General features: G+C 41.0%; 14 protein-coding genes. 10 read left to right on the top strand and 4 right to left on the bottom strand.

Going from position 1 to position 20685, the window contains the following annotated elements; genetic code table 11:
* The first annotated feature begins 851 nt into the window (after positions 1 to 851).
* The 3 genes from pckA (at position 852) to L990_RS04520 (ending at position 3343) form a co-directional block, all read left to right on the top strand.
* Positions 852 to 2459 (top strand): phosphoenolpyruvate carboxykinase (ATP), encoded by a 1608-nt coding sequence (gene pckA / locus L990_RS04530; RefSeq protein WP_047446138.1) that lies wholly within the window; start codon positions 852 to 854, stop codon positions 2457 to 2459.
* Between the two features lie 108 nt (positions 2460 to 2567).
* Complete coding sequence (locus tag L990_RS04525) at positions 2568 to 2777, top strand: YwbE family protein (protein ID WP_047445958.1); 210 nt, start codon at positions 2568 to 2570, stop codon at positions 2775 to 2777.
* A gap of 2 nt (positions 2778 to 2779) precedes the next feature.
* Positions 2780 to 3343, top strand: a complete 564-nt coding sequence (locus tag L990_RS04520) for a pentapeptide repeat-containing protein (RefSeq protein ID WP_047445956.1) — start codon at positions 2780 to 2782, stop codon at positions 3341 to 3343.
* 70 nt (positions 3344 to 3413) lie between these two features.
* Here L990_RS04520 and L990_RS04515 read toward each other — a convergent pair whose 3' ends face one another.
* A complete protein-coding gene (locus L990_RS04515) occupies positions 3414 to 5207 on the bottom strand; it encodes a hypothetical protein (RefSeq protein WP_047445949.1) in 1794 nt (597 codons plus the stop codon).
* Positions 5208 to 5542: 335 nt separating this feature from the next.
* Here L990_RS04515 and L990_RS04510 point away from each other — a divergent pair, with 335 nt between their 5' ends.
* Positions 5543 to 8203: a glycoside hydrolase family 3 protein gene (locus L990_RS04510; RefSeq protein ID WP_047445947.1), complete on the top strand. Its 2661-nt coding sequence runs from the start codon at positions 5543 to 5545 to the stop codon at positions 8201 to 8203.
* A 28-nt stretch (positions 8204 to 8231) separates the two neighbouring features.
* On the opposite strand, the gene L990_RS04505 is transcribed toward L990_RS04510, so the two are convergent.
* A complete protein-coding gene (locus L990_RS04505; protein WP_047445945.1) occupies positions 8232 to 9374 on the bottom strand; it encodes a hypothetical protein in 1143 nt (380 codons plus the stop codon).
* Between the two features lie 196 nt (positions 9375 to 9570).
* Positions 9571 to 11157 carry a sialidase family protein gene (locus tag L990_RS04500; RefSeq protein ID WP_047445943.1) on the bottom strand — a complete coding sequence of 529 codons (1587 nt, stop codon included), beginning with the start codon at positions 11155 to 11157 and terminating at the stop codon, positions 9571 to 9573.
* 199 nt (positions 11158 to 11356) lie between these two features.
* Here L990_RS04500 and L990_RS04495 point away from each other — a divergent pair, with 199 nt between their 5' ends.
* The 5 genes from L990_RS04495 (at position 11357) to mnmA (ending at position 17093) form a co-directional block, all read left to right on the top strand.
* Positions 11357 to 12904 (top strand): sulfatase, encoded by a 1548-nt coding sequence (locus L990_RS04495; RefSeq protein WP_047445939.1) that lies wholly within the window; start codon positions 11357 to 11359, stop codon positions 12902 to 12904.
* Positions 12905 to 12973: 69 nt separating this feature from the next.
* A complete protein-coding gene (locus L990_RS04490; RefSeq protein ID WP_047445938.1) occupies positions 12974 to 14203 on the top strand; it encodes an anaerobic sulfatase-maturation protein in 1230 nt (409 codons plus the stop codon).
* A gap of 123 nt (positions 14204 to 14326) precedes the next feature.
* Positions 14327 to 15283 (top strand): alpha/beta hydrolase, encoded by a 957-nt coding sequence (locus L990_RS04485; RefSeq protein WP_081981593.1) that lies wholly within the window; start codon positions 14327 to 14329, stop codon positions 15281 to 15283.
* A gap of 157 nt (positions 15284 to 15440) precedes the next feature.
* Positions 15441 to 15866, top strand: a complete 426-nt coding sequence (locus tag L990_RS04480; protein WP_156121342.1) for a hypothetical protein — start codon at positions 15441 to 15443, stop codon at positions 15864 to 15866.
* Positions 15867 to 15917: 51 nt separating this feature from the next.
* On the top strand, positions 15918 to 17093 hold the full coding sequence (gene mnmA, locus L990_RS04475; RefSeq protein WP_047445934.1) for a tRNA 2-thiouridine(34) synthase MnmA: 1176 nt from the start codon (positions 15918 to 15920) through the stop codon (positions 17091 to 17093).
* A gap of 55 nt (positions 17094 to 17148) precedes the next feature.
* Here the strand turns inward: mnmA and L990_RS04470 are convergent, their stop codons facing one another.
* Positions 17149 to 18237 carry a type II asparaginase gene (locus L990_RS04470; RefSeq protein WP_197057234.1) on the bottom strand — a complete coding sequence of 363 codons (1089 nt, stop codon included), beginning with the start codon at positions 18235 to 18237 and terminating at the stop codon, positions 17149 to 17151.
* Between the two features lie 275 nt (positions 18238 to 18512).
* Between L990_RS04470 and pulA the strand changes: the two genes are divergently transcribed.
* Positions 18513 to 20504, top strand: coding sequence for a type I pullulanase (gene pulA / locus L990_RS04465; protein WP_047445929.1), 1992 nt, complete (start codon positions 18513 to 18515; stop codon positions 20502 to 20504).
* The last annotated feature ends 181 nt before the right edge of the window (positions 20505 to 20685 follow it).

Below are 20685 nucleotides of genomic sequence, written 5' to 3'. Positions count from 1 at the left end.
ACACCCGTTGTACGCTACATGGCAAATTTGCTGCTATTTTTCAAAAACAGGAAGGTAAGATTCAGCTTTCACTAGCCATTAAGTTAAATTAATTCAAATCAAGACATTACATTAAACTTATCTTAGTCAAATCCAGCCCTACATTTCATCCTTTTAAACAGATCCTAAAACCTCTTAAAAAAAGAAATTTTCTCAGCCCATCTATGCTTAACCGGAAATTGCTATAAGAACAAACTCCATTTCGGCTTATTGAAATCTTAACCTTTTCTTCAATTACTATTTTGATTATGTCAATATGACGCTACAATAGCAAATTCGTTACAGGCTAACTCTATATTTGGATAGTTTTTGCAGATACTTAAAGCCAAGCACCACAAATAGCCTATCAAAAAACACTAAAACATCCTGTTAATATTTACAAATACCGAATATTCATAAAAATCGACCTAAAAAAATCGCCTTTTATGAAAGTTTGTAAAGAATAAATGACACAGCACTCCTTACTTGTGTTTAAAAGCATGCATAAAATCTACAAAACTGATAAACAAGCAGTAAATCACGACTCCCGTTACCTTAAAATACGAAACAACAGAAAAATAAGCTCTTTTTTAAACAAAATGAGGAAAAAGGCAACCAGTATGTAAATAATTTGTATTTTGAAAGAGCTTTTTTAATGCAAACGTTTGAACTCAATTCTTCCGTAGTGTGCTGATAGATGCATCGTTCTGCTTACTATTGTTAAGCATATAACATCTTGAAGTTTCATTATGAAACAGAATATTGACGTTTTACACAAAAACTGTAAGCGGTTTTTCATTAAACTAACTACAACTATAATAGAAATTACCCCTATGAGTAAGCTAGTAGATTTACGCAAGTATGGAGTTGCTGGTGATTTTGAAATCGTCCACAACCCAAGTTATGATGATCTTTACATTGCCGAAACCGATCCTAAAAATGAAGGTTTCGAAAAAGGCATTCCAACAACCACCGGTGCCATATCTGTAGATACAGGGAAATTCACAGGCCGGTCGCCGAAAGATAGATACATCGTTAAGGATGCGACCACTGAAAATACAATTTGGTGGGATTGCGTTATCAACAAGCCAGTGGATACTGCAGTCTGGAATGACCTGAAGAGCATTGCGGTAAATCAGCTATCCTCTTCGAAAAAACTTTATGTGGTAGACACCTATTCGGGAACAAACCCAGATACCCGACTGAAGGTGCGCTTTGTAATGGAAGTTGCTTGGCAAGCACACTTTGTCACCAATATGTTTATCCGCCCATCTCTTTATGAGCTAGAAAACTATGGAGAACCAGACTTTGTCGTACTAGCCGCCTCTAAGGCCGTTACCCCCAAATGGAAAGAGCAAGGTCTAAACTCTGAAGTTTTTGTTTGCTTTAACCTTACCGAACGGATGCAGGTTATTGGAGGAACATGGTACGGAGGAGAGATGAAGAAGGGGATGTTCTCGATGCAAAACTACTACCTGCCTCTTCGCGGTATTGCCTCAATGCACTGCTCTGCAAATGTAGGTGAAGCTGGTGATGTTGCAATCTTCTTTGGCTTGTCTGGTACTGGAAAAACAACCCTCTCTGCCGACCCCAAACGCTTCCTAATTGGTGATGATGAGCATGGTTGGGATGAAAAAGGCGTATTTAACCTAGAAGGAGGCTGCTACGCAAAGGTCATTAACCTGAGCAAAGAGAATGAACCAGACATATGGAATGCTATTCGCCGCGACTCTCTTTTAGAAAATGTGGTGGTTAAAGAAGATGGAACACCCGATTTCTCAGATGCCTCTAAAACTGAGAACACTCGCGTATCTTATCCTATTTACTTCATCAACAAGATTGTGCTCCCATCGCGCGCTGGACATGCAAAAAAAGTTATTTATCTTTCTGCAGACGCATTTGGGGTACTTCCTCCCGTTTCTATTCTTGATGAAAATCAAGCACAATACCACTTCCTTTGCGGTTTCACCTCCAAGCTAGCAGGAACAGAACGTGGAATCACAGAGCCTGTTCCCTCCTTCTCTCCTGCATTTGGAGAAGCGTTCTTAACGCTTCATCCTACAATGTATGCCAAAACCCTTGTTTCGAAGATGAAAGAGCATGGAGCAAAGGCTTATCTAGTTAATACAGGATGGAATGGAACAGGCAAACGAATCTCCATTAAAGATACTCGCGCAATTATTGACGCAATAATTGATGGCTCTATCGAAAACGCAGAGAAGGTACACATCCCAATTATGAATCTCACAGCACCAAAGAGTTTACCAGGAGTTTCTGATATTTTAGATCCTCGTAAAACTTACAGCGATATTAAGGAGTGGGAGCATAAGGCAACTAGTCTCGCTGGAATGTATATTGAAAACTTTAAGCAGTACTGCGATAATGATGCAGCAAAATCGCTTATACCTTCGGGTCCACAGCTAGAACCGAACCTTGTTTAGCTTACCAAACAATCAATTATAGAGGGGGTGACTGATGTCACCCCTTTTTGATTACTTTTACACCCAACATGCTGTAACTTAAAGTTGCAGTGTTATACCATCATTACCATGGACGGAAGAAAAAGAAGTAACATAAAAATAGGTCTGCTGGTTAATATCGTACTTAAGGAAGATCAGCGTACAGGAAACCTAACAGAAGGTGTCGTGAAAAATATTTTAACAAACTCGCCCAACCACCCTCATGGCATAAAAGTGAGGTTAGAAACTGGCGAGGTTGGACGTGTAAAAGAAATTTTAGAAGACCCCGAAAACTGCTAAAAATGATTTATGATGATCAGACTTTCATTGGCATCGATTTTTCTACGAAAGGCATAGATGGCATTGAATACAACGGGTGTCGTTTCGAGAATTGTAATTTTACAAATCTGCAGCTAAGGGGCGTAGAGCTTATTGATTGCGAGATGGTGCAATGCAACCTTTCACAAGTTAAACTTCCGAAAGCAGGACTTAAAAATGTATCATTTACAGGATGTAAGCTGTTGGGTGTCGATTTTTCGCTAGCTAGCGACTTTCTTTTTGCGGCCACATTTGACGAATGCAACCTTGATTACGCCATTTTTATAAAAAAGAGCATGAAGGGATTTCTCTTTCGCAAATCCTCCTTAAAAGCTGCAATTTTTGAAAGTTGCACCCTATCTAATGCGGTATTTGACAATTGCGATCTGACAGGAACAACCTTTATACAAAACAACCTTCAACAAGCCGACTTTCGTACAGCCTCTGGTTATATTATAGATATCAATCAAAATAAAATCAAAGGCGGAAAGTTCTCCTATCCTGGAATCATCGGATTGTTAGACAGCTATCAAATTGATATAGACTAAAAAAAGCCGAGAAGACTTTTGTTGCTCACAAAAATATCATCTCGGCCCTATTTCTTGCTTTTCGGGATTCTTACACGGCACATTTAAGGCTACAGAAAAGCTTACTTATTTGCTTTTCTGCCTCAACCAGCTGCTTTAGTGCTTTATTACTATCCTTCGTTACTTCTTTAAATATAGAACGGTAGTACTCTATTCCCTTCAAAAGATTGTCTTTAAATGTTGAAAAATATTTGGTGTCCTTCGCGTTAATATCGTCACCACATTCCATTATTTTTCTCTTTAAATAGTCAACATACAAATAAAGCTCCTTTACGAACATATGAGGACGATCTAACCGTTCGATAATATTATTAGCACCATAAATGTGCCCAACCATCTTCTTTAATGAAACCTCTTTAGAAAAATAAGCCATGTTAGGGCCTGGACAAATCGTAATTCCGTTATATTCCTTCCCTCCATCAACCCCGTGTTCGGAGTAGGCTGATGTTACAAGTCCGATACAAAGGCATGATTTTTCAGTTATCTTGTTGTACTGGATCTCATATTCGCTTGCCGTAAGCTGCTTTTCGTTTAACTCCTTCAATTTTCTCTTAATATAGGAAACAGAAGCCGTACATTCTCCACGATCGTTATGCTCCTTACTAAGTGCTAAAAACCGCTTAAGGCAATGGCTACCTGGGCGACCTTGCTGAATCAACAGATCTCTTTTCATCTCCATAGAGCTACCACGGAGGTTATTAAACATTACCCCTAAAGGAGAAATGTTGCTTAAGTACAAGTCATTTTCTGTAGCCTTAGCCAGCCGCTGACGGGTATCATCATCAACACATGTTGCTTCTTTAACCAGCAGAAATGGGGATCCCCAACCCACAGAATCAACTTTATAGCGGCTAATCAGCATCTGGTGCTCTTCGTTAGTTCCAACACCACCCTGTACGCTAATTTTTAGGCAAGGAGCCTCAGTTGGTACAAATTTAGATTTTTGCTCTAGCGCTTTAACGTAGATTTCGAAGGTTGAATCTATCAGCATCTGTCGGTTGTCTACAAATTCCTGCAGAATTGGACCAAGAAGCAGCCCATCGCTTGCAAATGCATGCCCCCCACAGTTTAATCCAGATTCAATCCGATATTCCGAAACCCAAATTCCTTTTTTCGCCAGAAACTTACCCTGAATAAGCGCTGATCTAAAATCAGATACCTTCAAGGTAACCTTCTTCTTTAGCTCAAAATTAGAGGTAGGATAGAAATCTTCAAAATTCTCAATGTATCCGTATAGCTTAGGATTCATCCCTGCTGATAGCACCAACGACGACGAAACCTCGCTCTGGGCAAAGCCCCTAAGAGCAGCATGGGCATCGTTGAATTCATCAGACAACTTTTCTCCATTGCTGTAATTTTCTTTGTCCACTTTGGTCATGATATTTACATCTATCAAGCCACTCGTCAGACTTTCCTTGAGCTTATTCCAAAATTCTTTGGTAGAGTTAGTGCCATTTTCAATAACCCTGTTCAACTCCATCTTTATGGTGGAGGTATTAGGAAGCATATCTGAGAATTTCTTCAAATCTGTTTTTGATTTTTTAGAAAGAAGTTCATCTACTTTTTCCTTTACAATACGATCCATCATGTTGAGGTAGGACGTGATTCTCTTCGCTCTTGCATCTATCTCGCTCGATGTGATAGGGCTAAATGGCAGCTCAAACTTTTTGCTATAAAGTTCTCGCATCTTCTCCATTAGCAAATCATCCACCAGCGAAATAACCGACGATATCCCAAACTCAGCCACCCTCAGTGGCGAATCAATGGTGTAGGCAACCCCCATCACTGGGATGTGAAATGAATGAAGCGGTTTTCTACTTTGCATGCTTGCACAAAATAAGTTATGCCACAAAGGAATGCTTAATTTAATAGAATTAACTATGTGTGAAATGCAATCAAGCTAAATAAAACCGAGTTAATGATATTATAACAGTTGCATCGTAAATTACTCCCAATTATTGAACTTACACATATTACCAAATGGAAGAAACGAGTCTATAAATACTGACTAACACTTATAAATCAATCACTTACCAACATACTTAGCGTACATTATAAACACAACTACATCTAATCGACTCATTTCATTTAACTTGCCTTTAAAAAGACTACTTTTGTCTAATAGCAGACAAAGCCAAATCAAAACATAAACACAAGTACATGAGATTTTTAACCATTTCTATTTTGGGACTTATTTGTGCAATATCAGCAAATGCACAACCATACAAAGATCCCAAGCAGCCTATAGAGAAGAGGGTAGCAGACCTTCTTGCGCGCATGACCCCAGAGGAAAAGTTTTGGCAACTTTTTATGATTCCTGGCGATCTGAGCGTTGACAAAGATCGTTATAAAACTGGAATTTTTGGATTTCAAATAAGTACCGTCGGACAAACAGGCAACGCTGCTGGGCAAATGCTAAGCTACAGCGCAGGAGCCTCTGCTGCTGAAACCGCCGAAATGGTAAATAGCATGCAGCGTTTCTTTCTTAAGGAAAGCCGACTAGGAATTCCTATAATTCCTTTTGACGAGGCACTTCATGGTCTTGTGAGACAAGGTGCAACGGCATTTCCACAATCAATTGGGCTTGCGGCTACATGGGATACGACTTTAATGCACCGTGTTTCGAAAGCCATAGCCAAAGAATGCTACACCCGAGGGTTAAGACAAATATTATCACCGGTTGTCAATATTGCCAGCGATGTGCGCTGGGGCCGGACAGAAGAGACTTACGGAGAAGACCCTTTGCTCGCATCCATGATGGGCGTAGCATACGTATCCGAATTAGAAAAAATGGGGATAATCTCCACTCCAAAACATTTTCTGGCCAATGTTGGTGATGGCGGAAGGGACAGCTATCCAATACATTTCAACGAGCGACTACTTCGCGAAATCTACCTACCTCCATTTGAAGCATGCTTTAAAGAAGGCGGATCTCGATCGGTAATGACAGCCTACAACTCTCTCGATGGAAGTCCAAGCACTGGAAACAGCTGGCTTTTGAACGAATATCTAAAAAAAGAACTCAACTTCAAAGGCTTTACCATTTCGGATGCTGGTGCAACAGGTGGTGCTAACGTACTTCATTTCACGGCAAAAGATTATCCCGACGCAACAGCTAAATCAATAACAAATGGATTGGACGTTATCTTCCAAACAAATCACGATCATTATAAGCTGTTCTGCCCACCTTTTTATAATGGGGAAATAAAGCAGAATATCATAGATACAGCCGTAGCCCGCGTACTGCGCTTAAAGTTTGAACTCGGACTGTTCGAAAATCCTTACGTAGATCCGCAAGAAGCTAGGATATGGAATGGACACAAAACACACCGCAACTTGGCCCTTGAAGCGGCTCAAAAATCAATCGTACTCCTCAAAAATGAAAAAAACATTCTACCCTTACGCAAAAATATTAAGTCGATAGCAGTTGTTGGACCAGATGCTGATGAAGCACGACTAGGAGGCTACAGTGGTCCAGGAATCAATAAAGTGAGCATACTAGATGGCATTAAAAATAAGTTGGGATCAACAGCAATAATTCGCCACTCCAAAGGCTGCACTCGTGAGAATATCCAATACAAAACAATTCCAGCAGAGGCTCTCTCGTGCATTATTGATGGGAAAAAGCAGAATGGCCTTCAAGGGGAATATTATAACAATGTTACACTAACAGGAAAGCCTGCATTTACGCGCCTTGATCCTCAAATACAGTTCCAATGGACGCTATTTTCGCCAGACCCTAATATTCTACCATACGACTTTTACTCGGTTAAATGGACAGGAACCCTAAAGTCTCCATCATCTGGCAAGTATAAAATAGGAATAGACGGCAACGACGGTTATCGACTATATATTGATAACAAACTAATTATCGACAACTGGAAGAAGTTATCGAAGCAAATAGTTACCACTGATTTTATTTTTGAAAAAGGAAAAGAATACGCTATTCGAATTGAATTTTACGAGCCCACTGGAAATGCCTTTTTCAACTTGGTATGGAATGAAGGTGTAAGCAACAACGAAAGCACAGAAATAGATAAAGCCGTAAAACTTGCATCCCAAAGTGACGCTGCCATTGTGGTTGTTGGAATTACCGAAGGAGAATTCCTCGATAGAGCCTACCTAAATCTTCCTGGTCGCCAAGAGGAGCTGATAAATAAAATTGCAGCCACCGGAAAACCCACTATCGTAGTGTTAGTTGGAGGCAGCGCAATCACCATGAATAGCTGGCTCCATAATGTGCCTTCAATTTTAGACGTATGGTATCCTGGAGAACAAGGCGGAGATGCTGTTGCAGACGTTCTTTTTGGTGATTACAACCCAGCAGGAAGACTTCCTATCACGTTTCCAATATTCGAAGGGCAGCTCCCCCTTGTCTACAACCACAAGCCAACAGGTCGTGGCGATGACTATAACAACCTGACAGGACAACCGTTATTCCCATTTGGATATGGGCTAAGCTATACATCTTTTGAATACAGCGACTTAAAATTTAGCCATAACAATATTGCAAGTAATGATTCGACCTACATTTCATTAACCGTGAAAAACACCGGAAAAATAAAAGGAGATGAAGTTGTTCAACTCTATATTAGAGATGAACTTGCATCGGTAGCACGTCCAATTACTGAACTTAAAGCGTTTACCCGCATCAGCCTTAACGCGGGAGAATCTAAAAAGGTAGTCTTTAAAGTCACCCCCGAAATGTTATCGATGCTAGACATTAATTTAAAAAAGGTAGTAGAACCTGGCGATTTTAGAATTATGGTTGGAGCATCATCAAAAGACATTAGACTAAGAGACATATTAACCGTGAAATAAAAAAGGGGAACAAGCATGTTCCCCTTTTTTATCTATTTGATCCAACCATCTTCCTTAACAAAGACAGCTGATCTTGCAGTAACTTCTTCTGTTTTAGATTATTCTCGACAACAATTGCCGCCTCTAAATCTGGAATTGCATCAGTTCGCTCTAACTCAACCGTCAATTTTGCAGCAAGTAACCTTACACTAAAAGCAGTATCTCGCACCATTGCTGGAATATATTTTTTTGCCGACCATGCTCGAATATCAACAATCTGCTGCAAAGCCAGCTCCTTATCCGAGGTTGTTCCTGTTAACTTGGCAAAAAGAACATCCTGTTTTGCTAGCAAATCATCCACAAATAAAATCTCTTTCGAATGCACATTAGGTCTTACTACATTTGGTTTATAGCTAACCAACTCCCGGCCTGAAACCAACCTTACCAGCCGGGGAATCATCCATCTCATACCTTGAGTTGCTTCGGGGTGCCCTACGACTGACACCACCTTTCCTTTCCCTGCCTTTGTAAAAGTGATAAATGGCCGGTTATTTGTCATATTCGCAGGAGTTCCTGCCACCGTATGAACATCACTCTGCATGGTTGCCAGCTCCTCATATTTTTCAGAAGCACTGTCTGCAGGAGTGAGCACTGGGCCCTCGTAGTACAAGGAATAGCAAATTGAGCGATCTGCCAACTCTGGAAATATTTTTTTACCCGCAGATGTAAGCGAAAATTTCACTAATCCATGCCCTCTATGATCATGCTCAATATCGATAGCCTTTGCACCACTTAAGCCAAGAGATGGATATCCGTCAGTCTTTGTAAGAATATAAGCACCAGCACAAATTCCGACAACTCCTTTACCTTGATTTCGGACTAAATCAATAATTTTTTGCTGACCTTGTAAGCCCAAACTACCTGTTTCACTTCGTCCACTTCCGCCTGGGAATAGAAAAACATCGATATCATCAGCCTTACCTCCAACAATATCTGCAGCAGACACAATCCGTGCATCAATATCTCGGTCAATTCGAAGCGCTTCAACTGCATCGGTTATGCAATCTGGGCTGTCTCCATTTTTGTCGAAGACTCCTACTCGAATTAAGGAATGCTGCCGACCTTTATTTTCTGAAAAATTGCACGAAATCAACGTGACAACTGCCAACAATAAAACTAATAGTTTTTTCATAGGTTGCTTTGAAATAAAAATCAGGTGTATACTGAAGAAACAAACTTGATCCTTCACATCTAGTTTTACAAACTGCTAATTTAAGATTTTTCGCCATCGAGATGATTATCAAAATCCAAAACAAAATTCCGAGCAGCTTAAAAAGCATACTCGGAACAACTTTAATCTAGGCTATCAGAAGCACCTCTGATATATCTTACTTATTTTCAACAAACTCCTTTATTTTAAACTTTTGAAAGTAGAGATCTCCTGCACCTTCGTACAACACCCCTATAGTATTAGAATCAATCTGAGTCAAACAAGAGTAGCCATAACAATCATTTGCGTTGTAAAGAAGCTTTCTTTTTTCGGACCATGTTGCACCTTCATCAAAGCTTGTTTGGATAGACATATTTGAGCGGTTATTTTTACTATTGGGATTCGAGAAAAATAATACAGGCTTCTTTTTACCATCAATCTTACAATCAACCCGAATAATACTAGCCATACAGTTAGGTTCAGGCAACGCTCCATTAGACGAAGAATGCACTCTCCATGTTTTACCCAAATCGGTGGTAATCGCAACGGCTCTCCCATTGTTAGCCCCCTTCTCCTTTCGATTTCTATCGTCACGCATATTAAGCATTAAAGAGCCATCGGCTAACTCGACAACCTGAGCCTCCGTCGTATTTGACTTTGCGCCAGTCCCAATGGCCCACGTTTGCCCCTTATCTTTGCTATATAAAATAGTCGAATGGCAGGTATACTTTCCTCCATCTATGGCAGGCACTCCAATATCCTTCTTAAACTGAGCTGCAAAAACCAACGTTCCATCTTTTAGCATTATGCCAGCACCTGGCCCCTGCAGCAAAAGCTGCCACGAAGAGTCTTTAACCTGAGGTGTTATATTTATTGGCTTTGACCATGTTTTACCATCGTCAGTACTTTTTACAAGAATTAGCTGGGAGGTTTCGTTGGGAAGCATTCCTGGGCTTGAAGCCCACCAATTTGCCTTATTAGGATGAGCATGAGCCCATACTGCTGCAACCCAAATGGTATTGCTCTCTTTATCAACCAGAATAGCAGGATCGCCTATTCCATTTTGATTTTGAGGTAGTCCGCCAGACTCTCCCATATCCATAATAACTCTCATAGGTTCCCACGTTTCCCCTCCATCAGTACTTCGGCTCATTCCGACATCAATATCACCCTGAAGATCTCCACTTCCGGTATAGCGGTTGTCATAAACAGCAATTAAAGTTCCTTTTGCAGTAGCGGCAAGTCCAGGAATTCGGTAAGTGTGGATATTATCGTCACCTTTCTTTCGCAGGGTTATTCCTACTCTAAAAGGACTCTCCACTGGCTTATTCAGCGAAATAAGCCCACCTTTACTCAATACTACAGAGGTGATGCCTATCGCAATCCGATCCAACAACTTTGCTTCTTTAGAAAGTCTTGCAGAAACCCAATAGTTATTATCGCCCATATTTAACATTTTTCCCATCTTCACAATAAGATGATCAGACGAGGGCTCAACATCAGCAACAAGCATGGAGTCATTAAATGAATTAGAAGCACCTGTAGAATATATCCTCAGCGATTTGATGAGAGATCCAGCCCCTTTCAGATCAATATTTAAAGACTCCAAGTTATCAGAAGCAGTTACAGGAATGTTGATTCGTACTATCGGATTTTGGTCTTTATCTTTAAAAATAGGATAGTGGCCATAAACAGCAACTGGATGCTGTGCCAACGTCTCTAGAAAACCTACAAATACAAAAAAAACAAAGAATACAAACCTCATAAACATCTATATTTAAGTCTGCCAAAACAATAAAACATTTAGCATCAAATCGTTTTACGAAACTACCATGTTTTAATTCAGATTTCAAATATAAATAAATATGTCATACATTATACATATTAACATTATAGTCCTAGAAAATGAAATCCCGTCAATAAAATATCTGCATATTTAGCTATTAAACCGACAATCACCAGTAATGAATTACAAAAAGTTAACCTACATGGGTCTATGCACGTTAGGTATTGTAGCACCCTGTATTTCTAAAGAAGCAAAAGAAAGAAACAAGGGGAAAAGCCCTAACATCATATTTATGATGAGCGACGATCATGCCTACCAAGCAATAAGTGCGTACGGCTCAATGCTAAATAAAACACCAAATATCGACCGAATTGCTAATGAAGGAGCACTCTTTACACGGAACTTCTGCGCCAACTCAATAAGTTCACCAAGCCGAGCTTGCGTACTAACAGGCAAGCACAGCCATCTAAACGGTGTTTTAACATGGGAAAGTATAGATACATCACAAGTAACATTTCCAAAGATCTTGCATAGTCATGGCTATACAACTGGAATCTTTGGCAAATGGCATTTAGGAAGCACCCCTGCTGGATTTGACGAATGGATGGTATATCCAGGTCAAGGCGATTACTACAATCCGGATTATCTTACACCCAAAGGAAAAATCCGAATTGAAGGCTATTCTGAAGAAATAACAACAAATTTAGCGCTCGATTTTTTAAAAGAACACTCAAATTCAGAAAACCCTTTTCTGCTCATTTGCAACTTCAAAGCACCGCATAGAACTTGGATGCCAGGCCCCAAGTATCTTACCATGTATGCCAACGACACTTTTCCTGAACCATCAACCCTATTTGACGATTATAGTGGTAGAGCAACACCAGCCTCCGAGCATAAAATGGGAATAGATAAAGACATGACGCTTGGTTACGACTTAAAAATTCCGATAGGTGATACCTTTGGGGAAAAGGTTGGTGGATATGAAAGAATGACTCAAGCACAAAAAGATGCATGGGACAAAGCATACGGACCAGAAACATATAAATTTCTAGCAAACAAACCCAAAGGGATAGACTTAGTCAGGTGGAAATACCAGCATTACATGCGCGATTATCTAAGGTGTGTGGCAGCTGTTGACGATAATGTAGGCCGCATTCTAGACTACCTAAAAGAGCATAACCTCGAAGAGAATACGATTGTAGTGTACTGTTCAGATCAGGGTTTTTACCTTGGCGAGCATGGTTGGTTTGACAAACGTTGGATGTATGAAGAGTCTTTTCGGATGCCACTCATGCTCCGTTGGCCTAAAAGGATAGCAAAAGGAATAAAAATAGATGAGTTAACCCAAAATATTGATTTCGCTCCAACATTGCTAAATGCAGCAGGCCTCAACGTTCCTAAATCAGTACAAGGTAAAAGCTTTTTGCCGCTGCTTGAAGGCAAAAAGACAAAATGGAGAGATGCCCTTTACTACCATTACTACGACCACATTGGAGAACATGGCGTAGCAAGGCATGAAGGCGTGAGAACGGATAAGTTTAAGTTGATCCACTACTACACAACCAACGAGTGGGAACTTTTTGACCTAGAAAAAGATCCTCAAGAAATGCAAAACCAATACGGCAATCCAGCCTATGCCGACATACAAAAAAAGTTACAAATACGCTTAAACCAGCTAAAACAAAAGTACCACGTCCCTTCCTCTCCATCAAAAGAATCAAAATAAGAACCCTAAAAGAGATACTTCAATATCTCTTTTTTTCGTTTCTTTGAAAATATTTTCCGCTTTATTACTATGAATAAGACCATTGCTCCATTCTCAGGACCTCTATATGTAATGTTAAAACCAGTTGGCTCCACCTGCAATTTAGACTGCAAATACTGCTACTACTTGGAAAAAGAGATGCTGTATACAAGTTCCTCTAAACATTTTATGAATGACGAATTGCTAGAACGTTTTGTAAAAGATTACCTACGCTCGCAGGCTAAAGCCGAAGTTCTTTTTACTTGGCATGGAGGAGAGGCTCTTTTACGCCCCATTAAATTTTACCAAAAAGCGATAGACTTACAAAAAAAATATGGAAATAATAGACCTATAGACAACTGCATCCAAACAAATGGCGTGCTCCTAACCGACGAATGGTGCGAATTCTTTAAGAAAAATAACTTTCTAGTTGGCATCTCCATCGATGGACCAAAAGAATACCACGACAAGTATAGGCGTTCAAAGCAAGGGCACTCTACTTTCAAAGAGGTAATGCGCGGCATCGAATTGCTAAAAAAGCACGGAGTTGAGTACAATGCAATGGCTGTGATCAACAACGAAAATGTAAAACACCCTTTAGAGGTATACAACTTTTTCAAAGAAATCGGCTGCAACTTCATTCAATTTTCGCCAATTGTAGAACGGGTATCAAACCTTACAACAGGAAATAAGCACACCACTCCTACTTATGCTGGCAACAACATACTAGCGCCCTACACCGTTAATGCCAACGAGTTTGGTGATTTCTACATTGCCATTTTTAACGAGTGGATAAAGAAAGATGTTGGTAAAATTTTCATTCAAATGTTTGATACTACGCTTGCCAACTGGGTTGGTGAGCAGCCTGGTGTTTGCACCTTGGCTAAATATTGCGGGCATGCTGGCGTTATGGAATTTAACGGTGATGTATACTCCTGCGATCACTTTGTTTATCCTGAGTTCAAAATAGGAAACATCAATACCAGCAACCTCACCTCGATGATGTATTCCGAGAAACAGCAACAATTTGGAAAAAACAAGTTCAACTCACTCCCTCTCCAATGCAAGGAATGCCGATATCTCTTTGCCTGCTACGGAGAGTGTCCAAAAAATAGATTTTTAAACGACAAATACGGAAATCCAGGACTAAACTACCTCTGCAATGGTTACTACAAGTTTTTCGACCATGTTAAGCCATACATGGACTACATGAAAGAGGAATTCTTAAACCAAAGGCCACCCTCTAATGTAATGAGATGGATTTCCAACGGGATGAAATAGCAAAAAAAGACTCTCTAGTGTTAGAGAGTCTTTTTTATATTCCAACAATTAAATAATAGGATAAACAGCAAGCTTTATGCAACAAATAATGTTACTATTTTAGAAAATAAACAACTGATTAACATGAGAATTAGCAAATTCGTTCTTATAGCCCTAACGATATCAGGTTCAATTGGTCTTATTTGGCTAATTACGGGATTTTATTTCATGAAGACAGCGATAGGAGATTATGAAACACGAGGTAAGGATAACAGATTTTCCTTCTACCTGCATAACCCGCAATTTGATATTATTAGATTCCAGCATCTCAAAAAAACAAACCTCAGCATAGTCTCAGAAAAGGATGGCAGCGTGCTAAAAGCAACGCTGATATACGCGCCAAAAGCCTCTTCCAGTACAATAATATTTAGCCATGGAATAACAAAATCTCGCTGGTTTATTTTTGTAGGAGGCCGATTAGACTCCCTCTTAAATAGAGGCTACAACGTGCTCTCCTTTGATCAAAGAGCACATGGAGAGAGCGAAGGCGATTTCCCTACATATGGATTTCTAGAGAAGTACGATCTTGATCAATGGGTGGATACCGTTGCCGCCATATTTCCCCATGGAAAAATTGGAGTAGAAGGCGTTTCGATGGGAGCAGCAACAGCCGTATTGCATGCAGGAGAGATAAATCCGACAAAAAATGGCGCCCAAAAAGTTTCTTTTTACATTTTTGATTGCCCCTACTCCGATTTGGAAACACAGTTTGCTCTACGATTAAACAAAGATTACCACCTTCCCAACATGGCGCTAACCACCTCCTTAAATATCATCAACAGGCCCATTAATGGATTTGATATCAGAGACGTTTCGCCAATTAAAGCCGCACCGAAGATAGACGTACCAGTACTTTTTATTCATGGATTGGCGGATGACTACGTACCATCATACATGAGTACCGATATGTACAAGCAAGTGAGAAGCGACAAAATGCTACTTCTTATACCCCAAAAACACCACGCAGAAGCGGTAAAAGCCCCAACGCCATTTTGGATATACCACGATTTGTTTATCAAAAAGTACGTCAGCAAAAAATAGCAAAGCACTCTCGCCCTCGAAGATTTCCATTCAATTGCTCCATCAAAAAAGTTGATTTATCTTGTGACCTGCATTATGAGCTGGGTTATTTTATACTTGGCTCCAATTTTGATTAAAAAGATCTAAGGCTATCAACAATATAGAAAATCTCGAGATAATGGAAGAAAGAAGCATTGAGACAATGGAAATCAGCGGACGGACGCTTAAAGAGCTGTGGATTGCCGCCAAGTGGGCAAAATTTCTATCAATCATCACCATTGCCATGTATTTTGTGATGATAATTGTAACCATTTTTACGGGTATAATGACCGCTCTTTTTGCCAGCATGATTCCTTTTGGAGGGTTCATCCTTGCCATCGTTTATATCACTTTTTACTCATTAACGATGCTAATACCAGGCATCTTGTTGTATAATTTTGCCAACAACACGCAAAAAGCAATTGTTAAAAATGAGGACGACTTAGCCACCACCGGCATCAAGAGGCTGCGCCAGCTATTTCAGTACAGCGGTATCTTATCCATTGTGTCCATTCTTTTAGTTGGCATAATTATCGTTATAGCAGTCGTTGCTTCCATTTTTTAGGATATCAATCAATTTGATTTTGTTACCTTTGAGCGCTTTTTAGATAAAAAAATGAGTAAAGGAAAAGTTGTAGTTGGACTTTCGGGTGGCGTCGATTCAAGCGTTGCCGCGTATCTGCTTAAAGAACAAGGGTACGAAGTTATTGGCATGTACATGCAAAATTGGCACGACACCACAGGAACTCTCGAAGGCGATTGCCCCTGGAATGACGACCAAATGATTGCAGAGCTTGTTGCCAAAAAACTTGACATCCCCTTTGTTTTTATTGATCTAAGCGATACATACCGAGAGCGCGTAGTCAACTACATGTTTTCGGAGTACGAGCAAGGACGTACGCCCAACCCGGATGTTCTTTGCAACAGCGAAATAAAGTTTGATGCCTTTTTAAAAGCAGCCCTTAATCAAGGAGCCGACTTTGTTGCTACTGGACACTACTGCCAAAAAGGAACCATCCTTATAGATGGAAAAGAAACATACCAGCTAATAGCAGGTGCAGATACCAACAAAGATCAAAGCTACTTTCTTTGCCAGCTAACGCAGGAGCAACTCTCAAAAGCGCTATTCCCAATAGGCCATTTACAAAAGCCAGAGGTCCGAAAAATTGCTGCAGAACAAGAGCTACCAACAGCCGAAAAAAAGGACTCGCAAGGACTCTGCTTCGTTGGGAAAATAGATCTTCCCGTTTTTTTACAGCAAAAATTGGCGGCAAAATCAGGCATAACGGTAGAAATTGCACCTTCATTTTACGAAAGATTACCAGAGCGTAAAACGCTAGAGGAAATGGCTCGCCCCTATTTCTACCATCTGAATAATGGTAAAAAAGTAGGCACACACACCGGCGCACACTTCTTTACCATTGGTCAGCGTAAAGGAATAAACGTTGGAGGGAAGGCACTTCCGCTATTTGTAATCTCAATAGATATCGAAAATAACATTCTTTACGTTGGCCAAGGACACGACCATCCAGGTTTAAACAGGAAAGGGTTGTTCATTAAAGCAGATGAAATCCATGCCGTTCGTCCAGACTTAACCTTAAGTATTGGAGAAGAACGCAGTTTAAAGGTTCGCATACGCTATAGACAACCGCTTCAGGATGCCACACTGCATAGAACTGCAGAAGGCTTATACATCATCTTCGACCTACCACAACGGGGAGTAACGGCAGGCCAATTTGCCGCATGGTACAGCAACAACGAGCTTATTGGTTCTGGAGTTATTTCGGAATAAAAATAAAAAAGAAGGATCCCGTTATGGATCCTTCTTCTATTTATGTAAATACGTATCAATACTCCTTAAACATTTGCTGAATTTTTGCCACGTCGTTAGTTCTCATCAACGCAAGCGTTAGCAGCACCTTTGACTTTTGTGGGTTGCGGAACCATGATGCTACAAATCCATTTTTCACATCATCAACCTCCCCATATTCGATAGTTGGTCCAGAAAACACCCTCGAAGTGCGAACAACAAACACGCCCTTCTTCACAGCCTCTGCTAGGGCCTTTTCCACAGCCGTAGATGGATTTCCGTTACCCATTCCAGCATAAACAATACCCTTTACTCCTGCCTTTACGGCTGCTTCGACAAGCATTGGGTTTTCGTTTGCATACCCGTAAATAATAACAACTTCGGGCAGAGCCACCGTATTCTTATCTATCGAAAATTCGGAAGTTAGCGTATTTTTAACTTTTACTTCGCGTGTAAACCAAGGCTTACCATTAAGCACATAGCCAAGAGGCCCAAAATTGGGGCACTGGAATGTTTCGACAGCGGTAGTCATCGTTTTGGTTATATCATCTGCGCTGTAAATTTTGTCGTCCATAACAACCATAACACCCTTTCCTTTTGAAAGCGGACTCGAAGCCGTAAGCACCGCATCGTAAAGATTACGTGGCCCATCAGCACCTAGTGCGGTAGAGGGGCGCATTGCTCCTGTCATTACGATTGGTTTGTCCGTTTTGGCAATTAGGTTAAGGAAAAACGCTGTTTCTTCCATTGTATCCGTACCGTGCGTAATAACGAAGCCATCAATAGATGGATCATTGGCCAGCTCGTTCAATCTTTTGGCAACCTTTAGCCAAATATCATTATTCATGTCTTGACTGCCAATCTGAGCAACCTGCTCGCCTTTTATTAGGGCCAAATCCTTTACTTGAGGAACGGCCACCAGCAGCTTATCGACGGTAACAGCACCCGACTTGTAGGCCGAACTAACCTCGGATTCGCCCGCACCTGCAATTGTACCTCCTGTAGCCAGTATGGCTATTGTTGGTTTTTGGGCATTCTGCGCGTAAGCACTACCGTAAACACCTAGCATCAAAACCATAATAAGCATAGGGATGCCCATCAATCGTAAAAATGTTCTCCTTTTCATATCTGGGTTTATTAAGATATTAATCCTGCACATACAAATGCAAACCATAGTAAGATAACACGTTTTATAGCGAAACTACAAGTTCTAGGCTATTAAATTTTATAAAACGGTCTGCTTTCTGCATCGAGGAACAAGCTGTTAATCCCAAAATCGGCCACCTTCCAGCCAAAATGGAGTATACGCGAGTACTGGAGAATGCACGTTAGCCATAAATGTCATAATATTGCATGTAATGCAGCCCGTACTGCAAATGTGTACTTACTTTACTAAGCATCATGAAGAATATTGCTCTCATAGCCCTACTAGGAGCCATAATCGCTCCTGCAATGAGCCAATCGCCAAATGCCTTGTACCAAAATTACCCTAGCTACAAAGGCAACGATCTACAAATGGTCTATACTCCACAGGAGACTCGCTTTACCTTCTGGTCGCCAAAGGCAGAAGCGGTTTATCTAAACCTTTACAACGAAGGTTTAGGCGGTAGCCCATACAAAACGATACCGCTCTTCCGCAAAAGTGAGAGCGAACCTTGGAGATCTTCATTAAAAGAAAATCTCAACGGCAAGTTTTACACCTTTCAAGTTAAATACAAGGGAAAACTCCTGAATGAAACAACGGGAGCATGGACCAACGCTGTTGGTGTAAATGGAAATCGATCGGCGATTATTGACATAAAAAAAACTAATCCCAAGGGATGGGAAAAGGATATGCGCCCTCCATTGGCCCGCCCCAATGATATCATCCTATACGAGCTACACCATAGGGATATGAGCATGCATCCATCTTCTGGAATAAAAAACAAGGGCAAATTTATGGCTTGGACCGAAGTTGGGACCAAAAGTCCTCAAGGACTAAGCACAGGCATTGACCATATAAAAGAGTTTGGAGTAACCCATGTTCACCTACTCCCCTCGTTTGACCATGCCTCCATCGACGAAACGGCTCTAAGTCAAAATAAGTACAACTGGGGCTACGATCCTAAAAATTTCAATGTTCCAGAAGGCAGCTTTTCAACAACCCCATACGACCCATCGGCTCGTATTAGGGAGTTTAAAGAGATGGTGCAGAACTTTCATCAAAAAGGGATTCGAGTAGTTATGGACGTGGTCTACAACCACACCTTCTCTGCCGATCAATCCAACTTCAACCTATCGGTTCCGGGTTATTTTTACCGCTACAATGCCGATGGCTCCTACTCCAACGCTTCTGGATGTGGCAACGAAACAGCCTCCGAAAGAGATATGATGCGTCGCTACATTGTGGAGTCCGTTGTATACTGGGCCAAAGAATACCACATCGATGGATTCCGGTTCGACCTTATGGGCATACACGACATTGAAACGATGAACGCCGTAACCAAAGCCCTAAAGGAGGTAGATCCAACCCTGTTCGTTTACGGCGAAGGTTGGAGTGCTGGCGACTCCCCGCTTCCCATCGAAAAAAGAGCCATCAAAGCCAACGCCCCCAAGCTATCTGACGTTGCCGTATTTAGCGATGATATCCGCGATGGACTAAAAGGACACTACTCGCGTGAAGCGGACAAAGGCTTTGTTACAGGTGCCTCGGGGTTCGAGGAAACCATCAAATTTGGAATTGTTGGCGCAACCCGCCACCCGCAGGTAGACTACAGCAAGGTAAACTACTCGCAGGCTCCCTTTGCCAACAAGCCTTCGCAAACCATATCCTACATCTCGTGCCACGATGACTTATGCCTAGTTGACAAGCTTAGAAAGTCTAATCCCGACGCTAATGAAGCCGATATTATCAAATTTGACAAGCTAGCCCAAACGGTTATTCTCACCTCTCAAGGTGTGCCATTCATCTTTTCGGGCGAAGAGGTATTCCGCGACAAAAAGGGTGTGCATAACTCCTTCGAATCACCCGACTCGATAAACGCCATCAACTGGAACAACAAGGCCAAATACAACGACCTATTTAAGTACTACCAAGGCCTTATCGACCTACGCAAAAAGCACCCAGCCTTTAAAATGAGCACCACAAGCGACATCCAAAAGCATCTCAAATTTATGGATGGGTTGCCCAGCAACCTTGTTGCCTATACCATTACAGGAAACGCCAACGGCGACAAATGGAAGGAAATAGTTGTTGTATTTAACGGAAATACCTCAATACAAAAAATTACGATACCAACCGGAAGCTGGACTGCAGCGGTTAAGGATGGCAAGGTAAATGAAAAAGGAATGGAGAAAATCTCTGGAGGAACCATCGAGGTTGACGCATCATCAGCCTTAATACTTTTCCGATAGCAAACACTCCAGATAATCGGGAACAGAGGTGAGCGCTAAACGCTCCGCCTCTGTTCCCGATTGCATTTATTTAAGTACATCTCCAAAACAGAAGTTTCACCCATCATCTTAAAAATTTTCGAATATCCCCATTAACCACGCCTCTTATTCAAAGCTATTTTTAATACAATGTGACGCAGAT

Origin of the sequence: Alistipes sp. ZOR0009, from assembly GCF_000798815.1 — a bacterium.
Lineage (GTDB): Bacteria > Bacteroidota > Bacteroidia > Bacteroidales > ZOR0009 > Acetobacteroides.
The sequence above is the reverse complement of the archived record's forward strand: the minus strand, read 5'-3'. Positions and strand labels throughout refer to the sequence as shown.

Bases quoted from the DNA above. Each gene is read 5' to 3' on its own strand.
- L990_RS04480 (WP_156121342.1), top strand. From the start codon at position 15,441: ATGGAAGAAAGAAGCATTGAGACAATGGAAATCAGCGGACGGACGCTT.
- L990_RS04485 (WP_081981593.1), top strand. From the start codon at position 14,327: ATGAGAATTAGCAAATTCGTTCTTATAGCCCTAACGATATCAGGTTCA.
- L990_RS04470 (WP_197057234.1), bottom strand. From the start codon at position 18,237: ATGAAAAGGAGAACATTTTTACGATTGATGGGCATCCCTATGCTTATT.
- pckA (WP_047446138.1), top strand. From the start codon at position 852: ATGAGTAAGCTAGTAGATTTACGCAAGTATGGAGTTGCTGGTGATTTT.
- L990_RS04510 (WP_047445947.1), top strand. From the start codon at position 5,543: ATGAGATTTTTAACCATTTCTATTTTGGGACTTATTTGTGCAATATCA.
- L990_RS04500 (WP_047445943.1), bottom strand. From the start codon at position 11,157: ATGAGGTTTGTATTCTTTGTTTTTTTTGTATTTGTAGGTTTTCTAGAG.
- L990_RS04490 (WP_047445938.1), top strand. From the start codon at position 12,974: ATGAATAAGACCATTGCTCCATTCTCAGGACCTCTATATGTAATGTTA.
- L990_RS04515 (WP_047445949.1), bottom strand. From the start codon at position 5,207: ATGCAAAGTAGAAAACCGCTTCATTCATTTCACATCCCAGTGATGGGG.
- L990_RS04525 (WP_047445958.1), top strand. From the start codon at position 2,568: ATGGACGGAAGAAAAAGAAGTAACATAAAAATAGGTCTGCTGGTTAAT.
- mnmA (WP_047445934.1), top strand. From the start codon at position 15,918: ATGAGTAAAGGAAAAGTTGTAGTTGGACTTTCGGGTGGCGTCGATTCA.
- L990_RS04505 (WP_047445945.1), bottom strand. From the start codon at position 9,374: ATGAAAAAACTATTAGTTTTATTGTTGGCAGTTGTCACGTTGATTTCG.
- L990_RS04520 (WP_047445956.1), top strand. From the start codon at position 2,780: ATGATTTATGATGATCAGACTTTCATTGGCATCGATTTTTCTACGAAA.
- pulA (WP_047445929.1), top strand. From the start codon at position 18,513: ATGAAGAATATTGCTCTCATAGCCCTACTAGGAGCCATAATCGCTCCT.
- L990_RS04495 (WP_047445939.1), top strand. From the start codon at position 11,357: ATGAATTACAAAAAGTTAACCTACATGGGTCTATGCACGTTAGGTATT.